The organism is Klebsiella sp. RC2, from assembly GCF_014192815.1.
GTDB lineage: Bacteria > Pseudomonadota > Gammaproteobacteria > Enterobacterales > Enterobacteriaceae > Klebsiella > Klebsiella variicola.
This window is the reverse complement of record NZ_JACHYL010000002.1, coordinates 1-14,637: the sequence shown is the minus strand read 5'-3', so window position 1 is coordinate 14,637 and position 14,637 is coordinate 1. Positions and strand designations below refer to the sequence as shown.

10 protein-coding genes are annotated in these 14,637 nt (G+C 58.3%); 7 read left to right on the top strand and 3 right to left on the bottom strand.

Annotated features, from left to right (window positions below):
* The first annotated feature begins 234 nt into the window (after positions 1–234).
* On the top strand, positions 235–873 hold the full coding sequence (gene rutR / locus FHW76_RS04945) for an HTH-type transcriptional regulator RutR (protein WP_002898883.1): 639 nt from the start codon (positions 235–237) through the stop codon (positions 871–873).
* Here rutR and FHW76_RS04940 read toward each other — a convergent pair.
* Entirely contained in the window at positions 870–1,265 is a 396-nt protein-coding gene (locus tag FHW76_RS04940) for a lysozyme inhibitor LprI family protein (protein ID WP_008805943.1), read from the bottom strand. The genes rutR and FHW76_RS04940 overlap by 4 nt on opposite strands.
* 246 nt (positions 1,266–1,511) lie before the next feature.
* Entirely contained in the window at positions 1,512–5,474 is a 3,963-nt protein-coding gene (putA, locus tag FHW76_RS04935; protein ID WP_183476326.1) for a trifunctional transcriptional regulator/proline dehydrogenase/L-glutamate gamma-semialdehyde dehydrogenase, read from the bottom strand.
* A gap of 421 nt (positions 5,475–5,895) precedes the next feature.
* Here putA and putP point away from each other — a divergent pair, with 421 nt between their 5' ends.
* Positions 5,896–7,404 (top strand): sodium/proline symporter PutP, encoded by a 1,509-nt coding sequence (gene putP / locus FHW76_RS04930; protein ID WP_008805945.1) that lies wholly within the window; start codon positions 5,896–5,898, stop codon positions 7,402–7,404.
* Positions 7,405–7,537: 133 nt separating this feature from the next.
* A complete protein-coding gene (locus tag FHW76_RS04925; protein WP_032729931.1) occupies positions 7,538–7,972 on the top strand; it encodes a DUF3574 domain-containing protein in 435 nt (144 codons plus the stop codon).
* A gap of 31 nt (positions 7,973–8,003) precedes the next feature.
* Here the strand turns inward: FHW76_RS04925 and FHW76_RS04920 are convergent, their stop codons facing one another.
* A complete protein-coding gene (locus tag FHW76_RS04920) occupies positions 8,004–9,188 on the bottom strand; it encodes a NupC/NupG family nucleoside CNT transporter (protein WP_012968585.1) in 1,185 nt (394 codons plus the stop codon).
* Between the two features lie 270 nt (positions 9,189–9,458).
* On the opposite strand from FHW76_RS04920, the gene efeU reads away from it, so the two are divergent.
* The 4 genes from efeU (at position 9,459) to phoH (ending at position 14,049) form a co-directional block, all read left to right on the top strand.
* On the top strand, positions 9,459–10,289 hold the full coding sequence (gene efeU, locus FHW76_RS04915; RefSeq protein ID WP_008805948.1) for an iron uptake transporter permease EfeU: 831 nt from the start codon (positions 9,459–9,461) through the stop codon (positions 10,287–10,289).
* A gap of 51 nt (positions 10,290–10,340) precedes the next feature.
* The gene (gene efeO, locus FHW76_RS04910; protein ID WP_183476324.1) at positions 10,341–11,468 is read left to right on the top strand and encodes an iron uptake system protein EfeO; all 1,128 of its coding nucleotides are present in this window, start codon (positions 10,341–10,343) and stop codon (positions 11,466–11,468) included.
* Between the two features lie 4 nt (positions 11,469–11,472).
* Positions 11,473–12,756 carry an iron uptake transporter deferrochelatase/peroxidase subunit gene (gene efeB / locus FHW76_RS04905; RefSeq protein WP_040975248.1) on the top strand — a complete coding sequence of 428 codons (1,284 nt, stop codon included), beginning with the start codon at positions 11,473–11,475 and terminating at the stop codon, positions 12,754–12,756.
* A gap of 504 nt (positions 12,757–13,260) precedes the next feature.
* Positions 13,261–14,049 carry a phosphate starvation-inducible protein PhoH gene (gene phoH / locus FHW76_RS04900; RefSeq protein WP_002898923.1) on the top strand — a complete coding sequence of 263 codons (789 nt, stop codon included), beginning with the start codon at positions 13,261–13,263 and terminating at the stop codon, positions 14,047–14,049.
* Positions 14,050–14,637: the final 588 nt, after the last annotated feature.

The following is a 14,637-nucleotide window of genomic DNA, read 5'->3' as shown; positions in this document are numbered from 1 at the left end:
GCCTCTCCCTGGACCACCTCGCAGAAAAGGTAAAGCAAAGGCGATGCCAGTTTTATAAATGCTAATGTTATTAATGTGTTACTTTTGAGTTGCTAAAAAGGACGATAAAAAAGTGGACTGGATGGTCAAAATCAGTGCACGAAAAAACGGCAGTCATGCGCAATCAGGGTGCACGGGGTCGTGTCGGCGCGGGGCTTTTGCTATGCTGGTGGCGTCAACTGAAGGAGAGGATGTATGGCACAGGGGGCGGTGAAGAAAAGCGGCAAACGTTCACAAGCGGTCAGCGCCAAAAAGGAGGCCATCCTGGCCGCCGCGCTGGAGGCATTTTCGCAATTTGGTATTCACGGTACGCGACTGGAGCAGGTGGCTGAGCGCGCCGGGGTATCGAAAACCAATCTGCTCTATTACTACCCTTCGAAAGAGGCGCTGTATGTGGCTGTCCTGCAGCAGATCCTCGCCATCTGGCTGGCGCCGCTGAAGGCGTTTCGTGAGGATATCAGCCCGCTGGTGGCGATCCGCGAATATATTCGCCTGAAGCTGGAGGTGTCCCGCGATCACCCCCAGGCCTCGAAGCTCTTCTGCCTCGAGATGCTGCAGGGGGCGCCGCTGCTGATGGGCGAACTGACCGGGGACCTGAAAGCGCTGGTCGATGAAAAATCGGCGATTGTCTCCGGCTGGATCGACCGCGGCAAGCTGGCGCCGGTCGATCCGCAGCATTTAATCTTTATGATCTGGGCCACCACCCAGCATTACGCAGATTTTGCCACCCAGGTGGAGGCGGTCACCGGCGCCACGCTGCAGGACGCGGCCTTTTTTGAACAAACGGTCGATAATGTCCAGCGGATGATTATCGAAGGCATTCGCGTCCGTTAATTGGCCGGCGGCAGCGGGCAGCTTTGATCGCCATCCTCGCACTGCAGCAGCGAGGCGAGGAAAGACTCCCGCTCCACGCTCTTATCGGTCATGCACTGGCTTACCAGCATCGGCTGCATGCTGCCGCCTTCGGCGCCGGACGCGAGAAAGGCGCAATCGGCGTCGCGCAGGGCGATCCATGCCTGCTGCGCCTGCTTCAGTAATGTTTGTTGTTTACCCACCGCCCGCTGCAGGGCCTGCTGCCAGGTGTCATTCAGTTTTTTGTCGGCCGCCTGATACTGCGCGGCCGCGCACTGATTCATTTCGGTTTGGGTATTGGCGTTGCTGCACTCGTCCGCCAGCGCCGCGCCGCTGGCCAGCAGGGCCATCACGGCAAATAACGTGCGTTTCATTGTTCTGCTCCCATAAAAAAGGCTCCCGTCCGGGAGCCTTAATTAAACACAGCTGACGTCGGCTGTCATTAGCTGATCACAGCGCCGATTTCCCGGATGGCGGCGCATAGCGCCTTATCCGGGCTACCTCGTTGTATTGTTATGTTGTCGGGTGGCGCTACGCTTACCCGACCTACAATACAGGCCGTCCTCCGTGCCATGAGACAGGTAGCCCCGGTAAGCGCAGCGCCACCGGGGGCGCCTGTTTTAGCCAATGGTCATCAGGCTGGCGTTACCGCCTGCCGCCGCGGTGTTAACGCTCAGCGAGCGCTCAATATACAGCCGCTCCAGCAGCAGGTTGGTTTCGCCGCGGGCGAAGCCCTGCACGGAGACTATCGCCCCATCGCGCGCCGCCACCTGCTCGCACAGCTCGCGCAGCTGGTCGGAATCGCCGTGGTAGATAACCGCGTCGAAGGCCTGGCCAGGTAACTGCTCCGCTTTGGCAAAGCGAATGCGCTCGCTGACCTCCCGCGGCAGCTTCTTCGCCAGATCGCGCTGCAGGACGCTGTCCGGCCACAGTACTTCACAGCCGACCGCTAACACGGCCGCCAGCTGGATCAGCGTATCCTGTTCATTATCCGCCACGCACAGCACGCGCTCGCGCGGCATCAGCGTCAGGGTATTGCGCTCGCCGGTTGGCCCCGGCAGCAGGCGTTGGGTGCCGCTTTGCGCCTGCTCGCTGTACTGCTGGCACAGCGCCTGCAGCTCAGGACGGCCCGCCGCCCACTGCTGCAGCGCCTGCAGCGGTTTTCCCAGCAGCGTTTTCAGCTGGGCGTCCAGCGGGCGCTCCGCATCCTGGCGGGCGAAGGTCACGCCAACCGCGTCCTGCGGACGGCTGGAGAGCAGACGGTACAGATACAGCGGACCGCCGGCTTTCGGACCGGTACCGGACAACCCTTCGCCGCCGAACGGCTGCACGCCGACCACCGCGCCAACCATATTGCGGTTGACGTACAGGTTGCCCACCTTCGCGCTGCCGGTGACCTGGGCGATGGTCTCGTCGATGCGGGTATGCACGCCGAGCGTCAGGCCGTAGCCAGAGGCGTTAATCTGCTCCACCAGTTTGTCCAGCTCGTTACGGTTATAGCGCACCACGTGCAGCACCGGGCCGAAGACCTCTTTTTTCAGCTCGTCGAAGCTATCGAGTTCGATAAGCGTCGGCGGCACAAAGGTCCCGTGGCGCCATTCGCTTGCGTCTTCGCTATTCTCGCGCACCGCCTGGTAGACGGTGCGTCCTTTGGCGCGCATCGCCTGAATATGGCGTTCAATATTCTCTTTCGCTTCCGCATCGATAACCGGGCCGATATCGGTGGTCAGCCGGCCCGGATTGCCCATCCGGCACTCGCTCATGGCGCCGCGCAGCATGGTCAACGTATGGTCGGCGACCTCTTCCTGCAGGCAGAGGACGCGCAGGGCGGAGCAGCGCTGGCCGGCGCTGTCGAACGCGGAAGCCAGGACGTCGATCACCACCTGCTCGGTCAGCGCCGACGAGTCGACGATCATCGCGTTCATCCCGCCGGTTTCGGCGATCAGCGGCGTCGGGCGACCCTGGGGATCGAGGCGGCTGGCAATATTGCGCTGCAGCAGCGTCGCCACTTCGGTGGAGCCGGTGAACATCACGCCGCGTACGCGCTCATCGGAGGTTAGCGCGGCGCCCACGGTCTCCCCGCGGCCCGGCAACAGTTGAATAACGCCCGGCGGCACGCCGGCCTCCAGCAGAATCGCCACGCCCTGGGCGGCGATAAGCGGCGTCTGCTCGGCTGGTTTCGCCAGCACGCTGTTGCCGGCCGCCAGCGCGGCGGCAATCTGGCCGGTGAAGATCGCCAGCGGGAAGTTCCACGGGCTGATACAGACCACCGGGCCCAGCGGGCGGTGGGTTTCATTATCGAAATCGTCGCGCACCTGGCCGGCATAATAGTGCAGGAAGTCGACGGCTTCGCGTACTTCGGCGATGGCGTTGCTGAAGGTTTTACCCGCCTCGCGCACCAGGATCCCCATCAGGGTCGGCATCTGGCTTTCCATCAGCACCGCGGCGCGCTCAAGAATGGCGGCGCGCTCCTGCGGCGGGGTGGCGAACCAGATCGGCGCATTGTTGATAGCGCTGGTCAGCGCCTGCTGCACTTCGGCGTCGCTGGCTTCGCGGACGTAGCCGACGATATCTTTCGGCTCTGCCGGGTTAACCACCGGCTGCATTTCGCCTTCGGCCACCGGCTGCTCCAGCATCGGCAATGCCTGCCATTTATGCAGGGCGCTGTTGAGCAGGGAAGAGGAGAGGGAGGCCAGACGGTGCTCGTTCGCCAGATCGAGACCGGCGGAGTTGCTGCGGCCGCTGCCGTAGAGATCGCGCGGCAGCGGGATTTTCGGATGCGGCAGGCCGGCCTGGCCTTCCTGCTGCGCCAGTTTTTCTACCGCGCTGACCGGGTCGGCCACCAGCTCGTCCAGCGGCAGGGTATTGTCCGCGATACGGTTGACGAAAGAGGTATTGGCGCCGTTTTCCAGCAGACGGCGCACCAGATACGCCAGCAGCGTTTCGTGGGTGCCCACCGGGGCGTAGATCCGGCACGGCCGGTTCAGTTTGCCGTCGGCGACTTTGCCCACCACCTGCTCGTACAGCGGTTCGCCCATGCCGTGCAGGCACTGGAACTCATACTGGCCCGGGTAGTAGTTCTGGCCCGCCAGCTGGTAGATAGCCGCCAGGGTATGGGCGTTGTGGGTGGCGAACTGCGGGTAAATCAGGTTCGGCACCGCCAGCAGCTTTTTCGCGCAGGCAAGGTAGGAGACGTCGGTATAGACCTTGCGAGTGTAGACCGGATAGCCTTCGAGGCCTTCCATCTGCGCGCGTTTGATTTCGCTATCCCAGTAGGCGCCTTTCACCAGACGGATCATCAGGCGACGGCGGCTGCGGGTGGCGAGGTCAATCAGGTAATCAATAACAAACGGACAGCGCTTCTGGTAGGCCTGAATAACAAAACCGATGCCGTTCCAGCCGGCCAGCTCTGGCTCGAAACAGAGTTTTTCCAGCAGATCGAGGGAGATCTCCAGGCGATCGGCCTCTTCGGCGTCGATGTTGATGCCGATATCGTACTGGCGCGCCAGCAGGGTCAGCGATTTCAGACGCGGGTAAAGCTCTTCCATCACCCGGTCATACTGCGCGCGGCTGTAGCGCGGGTGCAGCGCGGAGAGCTTAATGGAGATGCCCGGCCCTTCATAAATGCCGCGGCCGTTGGAGGCTTTGCCGATGGCGTGGATCGCCTGCTGATAAGAGACCATATAGGCCTGAGCGTCGGCGGCGGTCAGCGCCGCTTCGCCGAGCATATCGTAGGAGTAGCGGAACCCTTTTTCTTCCAGCTTGCGGGCGTTGGCCAGCGCTTCGGCGATGGTTTCCCCGGTGACGAACTGTTCGCCCATCAGGCGCATCGCCATATCCACGCCCTTGCGGATCAGCGGTTCGCCGCTCTTACCGATGATGCGGTTCAGGGAGCGGGAGAGGCTGGTCTCGTTATGGGTCGACACCAGTTTCCCGGTAAACAGCAGCCCCCAGGTGGCGGCGTTGACGAACAACGACGGGCTGCGGCCGATGTGCGACTGCCAGTTGCCGTTGCTGATTTTGTCGCGGATCAGCGCATCGCGGGTGGCTTTATCCGGAATACGCAGCAGGGCTTCCGCCAGGCACATCAGCGCCACCCCTTCCTGTGAGGAGAGGGAGAACTCCTGCAGCAGACTCTGCACCATGCCGGCGCGGCCGCTGGCGGTCTTCTGGTTGCGCAGTTTTTCCGCCAGCTGATACGCCAGCTTGTGCGCCTGTTCGCCCAGCGACTGCGGCAGTCGGGCCTGTTCCAGCAGCATCGGTACCGCGTCGGTTTCCGGGCGACGCCAGGCGGCGGTGATCGCTGCGCGGCTCACCGACTGCGGCAGGATCTGCTCGGCAAATTCGAGGAACGGTTGATACGGCTCTTCCGCCGGTGAACCCGCTTCATCGCTTTCATTGGCGGCGCCGTTCAGAAGCGCCGGCAGCTCAGGCAGCGTCTCATCGTTTTCCAGCTTTTCCAGATAATTGAAGATGGCCTGTTTAATCAGCCAGTGCGGCGTGCGGTCAATACGGCTCGCGGCGGACTTAATGCGCTCGCGAGTTGCGTCGTCAAGCTTAACACCCATGGTGGTGGTGCCCATGCTCAAAACTCCTGTCATTTATCGTTAGGCTTATGCGGTTGCATGGAAATATCCACTATGTTGCAACTTTGTGCAACCTTGTTAATTATGGCTTGTGACGCAAGCCGTGAAATGGCGGATTTGTTAAAAATAATGCCTAAAATAGCAGAATTTTAACCCCGTGCTCATAGGGTATTTGTATGCGTGAGTTAACACTTTTGTTTGGTGCAACCTTTAAAAACGTGAGAGAGTGCAACCTCTAAAAAAATGACGTTTTGCGCTGTCGGGTTTTCGTGTAAATGCTGTGTTAAATCATTTGTGAAAAACCGAAGCTTCCGTCAGGATACGGTCGCCCAATTAAACAACGCACCATTACCCCGTTCCGGTAGTGGAAAAAAACGACGAAGCGGGATGCTGTCGATAAAAATTCTGGAGACTTTGCATGGCTATTAGCACACCGATGCTGGTGACATTTATTGTTTATATTTTTGGTATGGTTTTAATAGGGTTTATAGCCTGGCGTTCGACCAAAAACTTTGATGATTATATTCTCGGGGGACGGAGTCTGGGGCCATTTGTGACCGCGCTTTCCGCCGGCGCCTCGGATATGAGCGGCTGGCTGCTGATGGGCCTGCCGGGCGCCATTTTTCTCTCCGGGATTTCCGAAAGCTGGATTGCCATTGGCTTAACGCTGGGGGCGTGGATTAACTGGAAGCTGGTAGCCGGGCGCCTGCGCGTGCATACCGAGGTGAATAATAACGCCCTGACGCTGCCCGATTATTTTACCGGCCGTTTTGAAGATAAAAGCCGGGTGCTGAGAATTATTTCAGCGCTGGTTATTCTGCTGTTCTTTACCATCTATTGTGCATCGGGAATTGTGGCGGGGGCGCGTCTGTTTGAAAGCACCTTCGGCATGAGTTATGAAACCGCACTGTGGGCCGGGGCGGCGGCGACGATTATCTATACCTTCGTCGGTGGTTTCCTCGCCGTCAGCTGGACCGACACCGTGCAGGCCAGCCTGATGATTTTTGCCCTGATCCTCACCCCGGTGATCGTGATTATTTCCGTCGGCGGCTTTGGGGATTCGCTGGAAGTCATTAAGCAAAAGAGCATCGAAAATATCGACATGCTCAAGGGGCTGAACTTCGTGGCAATTATTTCGCTGATGGGCTGGGGGCTGGGCTATTTCGGTCAGCCGCATATTCTGGCGCGCTTTATGGCGGCGGATTCGCACCACAGTATCGTTCATGCTCGTCGCATCAGTATGACCTGGATGATCCTGTGCCTGGCGGGCGCGGTGGCGGTCGGCTTCTTTGGTATCGCCTACTTCAATAACAACCCGAGCCTGGCGGGCGCGGTGAACCAGAATGCCGAGCGCGTGTTTATCGAACTGGCGCAAATCCTGTTTAACCCGTGGATTGCCGGGATCCTGTTGTCGGCGATTCTGGCGGCGGTGATGTCCACCCTGAGCTGTCAGTTGCTGGTCTGCTCCAGCGCAATCACCGAAGATTTGTATAAAGCCTTCCTGCGTAAAAACGCCGGCCAGAAAGAGCTGGTGTGGGTGGGCCGTATGATGGTGCTGGTGGTTGCCCTGGTGGCGATTGCCCTGGCGGCCAATCCGGAAAACCGCGTGCTGGGACTGGTGAGCTACGCCTGGGCTGGCTTCGGCGCCGCCTTTGGTCCGGTGGTGCTGTTCTCGGTGATGTGGTCGCGCATGACCCGTAACGGCGCGCTGGCCGGGATGGTGATTGGCGCCCTGACCGTGATCGTCTGGAAGCAGTTTGGCTGGCTGGGCCTGTATGAAATTATTCCGGGCTTTATCTTCGGTAGCCTGGGGATTGTGGTCTTTAGCCTGCTGGATAAAGCGCCGTCGGCCAGCATGCAGCAGCGCTTCGCCGAAGCGGATGCCCATTATCATACGCCGCCGCCGGTACGCGCCACGGCTGAGTAAGGTCATCTGACGCTCACGAGCCCGCCGCTGGCGGGTTTTTTTTGCCTGGTGCCGGGCCGGAATATTATAACCCTTGCTAATTATTTGAAAATCCGCTGATATTTCCTGACTAATAACAATGAGGATAGCAAAGATGACGTTCAGACAGGGTGCAATAGCGCTGGTGCTGGCAGGGTTACTCAGCGGCTGCGTGGCGGGTGGAAGTTCGTCGACCCGCGCGCCGAAGCCCGGCGCCTGCCCGGCGGATCGGTCCATGGTGCAAACCACGCTTTATTTCGGCCTGAGCCGCCCGGCGGGGAAAGACATCACTGCTGAAGAGTGGCAACAGTTTGTCGACCGCGACGTCACGCCGCGCTTTCGCGATGGGCTGACGGTGTTTGATGCCCGCGGCCAGTGGCTTGGCCAGAATGGTCAGGTGGTGCGGGAGCAGAGTAAGGCGCTGATGGTGATCCATGGCAACGATGCGCAGAGCGAGGCCGGTATTGAAGCCCTGCGCCAGGGCTATAAATCACGCTTCGCGCAGGAGTCGGTGATGCGTGTCGACCAGCCGGTCTGCGTGCAGTTCTGAGTAAACGGCGGGGGCAGCCCCGCCGTTTGTCTTACAGCACCAGCCCGGCGAAGCTGGCGGAAAGCAGGCTCACCAGCGTGGCGCTATACACCAGCCGCAGGCCGAAGCGGGAGACGATATTGCCCTGCGGTTCATTCAGGCCTTTGATCGCCCCGGCGATAATGCCGATCGAGGCAAAGTTGGCAAACGACACCAGGAAGACCGAGAGAATGCCGAGCCCGCGCGGCGTCATGCTGGCGGCAATCTTTTGCAGCTCAATCATCGCCACAAATTCGTTAGCGACCAGTTTGGTGGCCATGATGCTGCCGGCGTTCAGCGCATCGCTCAGCGGGATACCGATAAGCCAGGCCAGCGGATAGAAGACGTAGCCGAGGATCTGCTGGAAGCTGAGACCAAACAGGGTAGCGAACAGCGCGTTAATGGCGCTGATCAGGGCGATAAAGCCGATCAGCATCGCCAGAATAATCATCGCCACTTTAAAGCCGGCCAGAATATATTCCCCGAGCATTTCAAAGAAACTCTGCGATTCGTGCAGCTTCTCGAGTTTTATTTCCTGCTCGCTGTCCGGCCGCGTCGGGTTAATCACCGACAGCACGATAAAGGTGCTGAACATATTCAGGATCAGAGCCGCGACGACATATTTGGCATCCAGCATGGTCATATAGGCGCCGACAATCGACAGCGATACGGTCGACATGGCCGTCGCCGCCATGGTGAACAGACGCCGTGAGGAGAGGTCGCCCAGCACGCCTTTGTAGGCGATGAAGTTTTCCGACTGGCCGAGGATCAGCGAACTGACGGCGTTGAAAGATTCCAGCTTACCCATGCCGTTTACCTTCGACAGCAGGGTACCGATGACACGAATGAAAATCGGCAGGATCCGCCAGTGCTGAAGAATACCAATCAGCGCGGAAATAAACACAATCGGACACAGGACGCCCAGGAAAATAAAGGCTAACCCTTTTTCGCTCATGCCGCCAAAGACGAAATTGGTCCCTTCGGCGGCAAAGCCTAACAGTGAAGCAAAAAAGCCGGAGATATTTTTCACCAGCCACAGGCCGCTTTCTGCGTGCAGGAAAAAGAAGGCGAGCGCTATTTCGATAATAATCAACTGGAGAATGTAACGAATACGAATATTTTGTCTGTCGTAGCTGACAAGCCAGGCCAGGGCGAGGATCACCACCAGCGCCAGCAGGAAATGAAAAAATGCAGTCATGTTGTTCTTTTCGCAGGTCAATAAGGCCGCCATTTAGCCATAGCCGCCGCCACGGGTAAATATCTGGCGTAAAAAATCCTTTGCTTATTCTTTTCCCTCATAACAGGCGAATATTTTCGTAAGTCATTATTTGCCAGCGATTTATTTACAGATAGTCATCATTCTCTAAACATTTCGCTTGTGTTTCTGAGTATTGTAATGATAATCACTATCATAAATATTACCTGTTTTTGCATTCGTTGACGGTGCTTTACATTTAAGGGTATTGGCATGTTTGTCCCATTTCTCATTATGTTACGCGAAGGCCTTGAGGCGGCGCTGATTGTCAGCCTGATCGCCAGCTATCTGAAACGCACCCAGCGCGGCAACTGGATTGGCGTGATGTGGATTGGCGTGATCCTCGCGGCGGCGCTGTGTCTTGGCTTAGGCATTTTTATCAACGAAACCACCGGGGAATTTCCTCAGCGCGAACAGGAGTTGTTCGAGGGGATCGTCGCGGTCATCGCGGTAGTGATCCTGACGTGGATGGTCTTCTGGATGCGCAATGTCTCGCGCAACGTTAAACAGCAACTGGAGCAGGCCGTGGACAAGGCGCTGCAGCGCGGTAATCACCATGGCTGGGCGCTGGTGATGATGGTCTTTTTCGCCGTTGCCCGTGAGGGGCTGGAGTCGGTCTTCTTTCTGCTGGCGGCATTCCAGCAGGATGTCGGCATCTGGCCGCCGCTGGGGGCGCTGCTGGGCCTGGCCACGGCAATCGTGCTGGGCTTCCTGCTCTACTGGGGCGGTATCCGCCTTAACCTCGGCGTGTTCTTCAAATGGACCAGCCTGTTTATTCTGCTGGTGGCCGCTGGCCTGGCCGCGGGGGCGATCCGCGCCTTCCACGAGGCTGGCCTGTGGAACCTGTTCCAGGATACGGCCTTCGATCTGAGCAACGTGCTGTCGACGCATACGCTGTTCGGCACACTGCTTGAAGGGATCTTCGGCTACCAGGAGACCCCGAGCGTTAGCGAAGTGGCGGTCTATCTGCTTTATCTGATCCCGGCGCTGGTGCTGTTTGCCCTGCCGCCGCGGAATAATACCACTGCCTCGCGGGCTGCCTGACCGGGCGCTGCGAGCTTATAAGCGACACTCTACTTACCGAAAGGGATGATCATGATGATTCATTTTCGCCGTAATGCGCTGCGGGCGACCGTGGCCGCGCTGCTCAGCTCTGCATTGGGTGCTCAGGCTGCGGATATCCCGCAGGTCAAAGTCACCGTCAACGACAAGCAGTGCGAGCCGATGCAGGTGACCGTTAAAGCGGGTAAAACCCAGTTTATTATTCAGAACCATAGCCAGAAAGCGCTGGAGTGGGAAATTCTGAAAGGGGTCATGGTGGTGGAAGAGCGTGAGAACATCGCGCCGGGCTTTACCCAAAAGCTCACCGCTAACCTGCAGCCAGGCGAATATGATATGACCTGCGGCCTGCTCACCAACCCGAAAGGGAAACTGATTGTCACCGGCGAAGCAACCCAAGACGCGGCGAAAGCGGATGCGGTGTTGAGCCTCGGCGACGCGATCACCGCTTATAAGGCCTATGTGACGGCGGAAACCGCGCAGCTGGTCAGCGGCACCAAAGCCTTTACCGACGCGGTGAAAGCGGGCGATATCGAAAAAGCGAAAGCGCTGTACGCCCCGACGCGCCAGCATTACGAGCGCATTGAGCCGATTGCCGAGCTGTTCTCTGACCTTGACGGCAGCATCGACGCCCGCGAAGACGACTTCGAGAAAAAAGCGGAAGATCCGAAATTCACCGGTTTCCACCGTCTGGAAAAGGCGCTGTTTGGCGATAACAGCGTCAAGGGCATGGGAAAATATGCCGATCAGCTGAACAGCGATGTGCTGGAGCTGCAAAAACGCATCAGCGAGCTGGCGTTCCCGCCGTCAAAAGTGGTGGGCGGGGCGGCAGGATTAATTGAGGAAGTCGCAGCCAGCAAGATCAGCGGCGAAGAAGATCGTTACAGCCACACCGACCTGTGGGACTTCCAGGCCAACATTGACGGCGCACAGAAAATCGTCGACCTGCTGCGTCCGCAGCTGCAAAAAGAGAACAGCGCGCTGCTGGCGAAAGTGGACGCCAACTTTAAGAAAGTGGACAGCATCCTCAGCAAATATCGCACCAAAGACGGTTTCGAGACCTACGATAAGCTGACCACCGCTGACCGTAATGCGCTGAAAGGGCCGATCACCACCCTGGCGGAAGATCTGGCTCAGCTGCGCGGGATCCTGGGTCTGGACTAAGTCGATGGCACAACAGAAACCACACGACGTGAACGAGCCGTCACGTCGTCGCTTACTGAAAGGGATCGGCGCGCTTGGCGGCGCGCTGGCCATCACCGGCGGCTGCCCGGTGGCGCATGCGGCAAAAGCAGAAAGTTCCCCCGGGACGCTCACACCCGACGCCCGTCAGGAAAAACAGCCCTTCTACGGCCCGCATCAGGCGGGCATCCTGACGCCGCAGCAGGCTTCGATGATGCTGGTGGCGTTCGATGTGCTGGCGTCAGATAAAGCTGACCTCGAGCGTCTGTTTCGGCTGCTGACCCAGCGTATCGCCTTTTTAACCCAGGGCGGCCCGGCGCCGGATACGCCGAATCCCCGGCTGCCGCCGATGGATTCCGGCATCTTAGGGGCGTGGATTGCACCGGATAACCTGACCATGACCGTCTCGGTTGGCCATTCACTGTTTGATGAGCGTTTTGGCCTGGCGGATAAAGCGCCGAAAAAACTGCAGCCGATGACCCGCTTCCCCAACGATTCACTGGATGCCGCCCTGTGCCATGGCGACCTGCTGCTGCAGATCTGCGCCAATACTCAGGATACGGTGATCCACGCCCTGCGCGATGTCATCAAACATACGCCGGATCTGCTGAGCGTGCGCTGGAAGCGGGAAGGGTTTATCTCCGACAGCGCGGCGCGCAGTAAAGGCAAAGAGACCCCGATCAACCTGCTGGGATTCAAGGACGGCACCGCTAACCCGCCGAGCCACGACAGCGCGCTGATGGATAAAGTCGTGTGGGTGACAGCCGATCAGGACGAGCCGGCCTGGACCGTGGGCGGCAGCTATCAGGCGGCGCGAATTATCCAGTTTCACGTGGAGTTCTGGGATCGGACGCCGCTCAAGGAGCAGCAGACGATCTTTGGCCGCGACAAGCACAGCGGTGCGCCGCTGGGGATGAAAAACGAACACGATACCCCGGATTACAGTAAAGATCCTGGCGGCGAAGTCATTGCGCTGGATAGCCATATTCGTCTGGCCAATCCTCGCACGCCGGAAACCCAGTCCAGCCTGATGATGCGCCGCGGCTACAGCTATTCGCTGGGCGTCACTAACGCCGGACAACTGGATATGGGGCTGTTATTCGTTTGCTATCAGCACGATCTGGAAAAGGGTTTTCTGACGGTGCAGAAACGGCTTAACGGCGAGGCACTGGAGGAGTACGTCAAACCCATCGGCGGGGGCTACTTCTTTGTTTTACCCGGCGTAGTGGATGATAAGCACTATCTGGGAGAGTCGCTGCTGCAGGCCTGATACCGACCCTGTCCGTGAGGGCAGGGCGTTTTCTGCTGTTTTTCTCTTTTTTATTATATTTCCTGCCATGTGTTATATTTCTGTAATACAAATGACCGATAGTCTCCTACACTTGCTTAAGAACTATTTGTTGCGTCATTGTGAAAAATAAGTTGCATTAAGAATCTTTTTTGATGTACTTATTACATACGCGGTAGTTCCCGGCAGTGTGACGTTTCACTATGGAGATCGCGAATGGTAAGGTCCCGTACCGGACAACGTAAAACCACAGACCGTACTCTTCAGCACGGAAGCCCCGCTTCCGGCAGCGATTTTCTTACCCTTTCTCCTTCCGCTTCGAATTATTACCACCTTGGCAGGGTACGCGGTGCGCGTAGCCGCGACTCGTTGTCAGTTCTACCGGCAAGCAATGGCTTACAAGGAAGCCAAACCTCAATCGTTCGTGCGCATAGTCGCGTCGATGTTGACGCGTGTGATGTAAACCTACAACGCAAGGTGCTATCCATGGGAAGACAAAAAGCAGTGATCAAAGCTCGTCGTGAAGCAAAACGTGTGCTGAGACGGGATTCACGTAGCCATAAACAGCGTGAAGAAGAATCGGTCACATCGCTTGTGCAAATGAGTGGCGTAGAAGCAATTGGCATGGCGCGGGACAGCCGTGATACTTCCCCAATTGAGGCGCGCAATGAAGCTCAGGCGCATTATCTGAATGCCATAGACAATAAACAGCTGATTTTCGCCACCGGCGAAGCCGGATGCGGCAAGACCTGGATCAGTGCGGCGAAGGCAGCTGAAGCGCTGATCCATAAGGATGTGGACAGAATTATTGTTACCCGTCCCGTTCTGCAGGCCGATGAAGATCTTGGCTTCTTACCGGGAGATATCGCCGAGAAGTTCGCGCCCTATTTCCGACCGGTTTACGACGTGCTGGTGAAAAGGTTGGGGGCTTCCTTTATGCAGTACTGCCTGCGTCCGGAAATCGGCAAGGTGGAAATCGCGCCGTTCGCCTATATGCGCGGACGTACCTTTGAAAATGCGGTGGTGATTCTGGACGAGGCCCAGAACGTGACCGCTGCGCAAATGAAGATGTTTTTAACCCGCCTCGGGGAGAACGTGACGGTCATCGTCAATGGCGATATCACCCAGTGCGATTTGCCCTCTGGTGTGAGATCTGGCCTGAGTGATGCGCTGGCGCGTTTTGAGGAAGACGAGATGATCGGCATCGTGCGTTTCACCACCGATGACTGCGTGCGCTCGGCTCTCTGCCAGCGGACGCTGAAAGCCTATTATTAATCGTCATACTGTGAGCAAGGCCCGGGCTAGCCCGGGCTTTGTTGTTTTTGGGCATCCTCCCGGCGGCGCTGCGCTTAGCCGGGCTACCTGGCGGGTACGGTCTGGTAGCCGGGGGAGGCATTGCTGCCGACCCCGGGGATGTCTGCGGTGCCACAAGCGAAAAAAAAGCCCGTACATGCGTACGAGCTCTTCTTAAAATATGGCGGTGAGGGGGGATTGACTCGCTTCGCTCGCCGTTACTCGGCCCATCCATGGGCCTCGCCCCTGCGGGGCCAACGCAGGCGTTGTTCAAAAACGCTCCCGGCGTTTTTGTCGGGGCAGCCCGCTCGCAGGCTCGCGGTCTGTCCAACTGGCGTTGCCAGTTGTCGAACCCCGGTCGGGGGTTCTCATCCCCCCAGCGGAGAATATAAAAGAAAAGAGCCCGTACTTGCGTACAGGCTCTCATCTCGAATATGGCGGTGAGGGGGGGATTGACTCGCTTCGCTCGCCCCTGCGGGGCAGCCCGCTCGCAGGCTCGCGGTCTGTCCAACTGGCGTTGCCAGTTGTCGAACCCCGGTCGGGGGTTCTCATCCCCCCAGCGGAGAATAT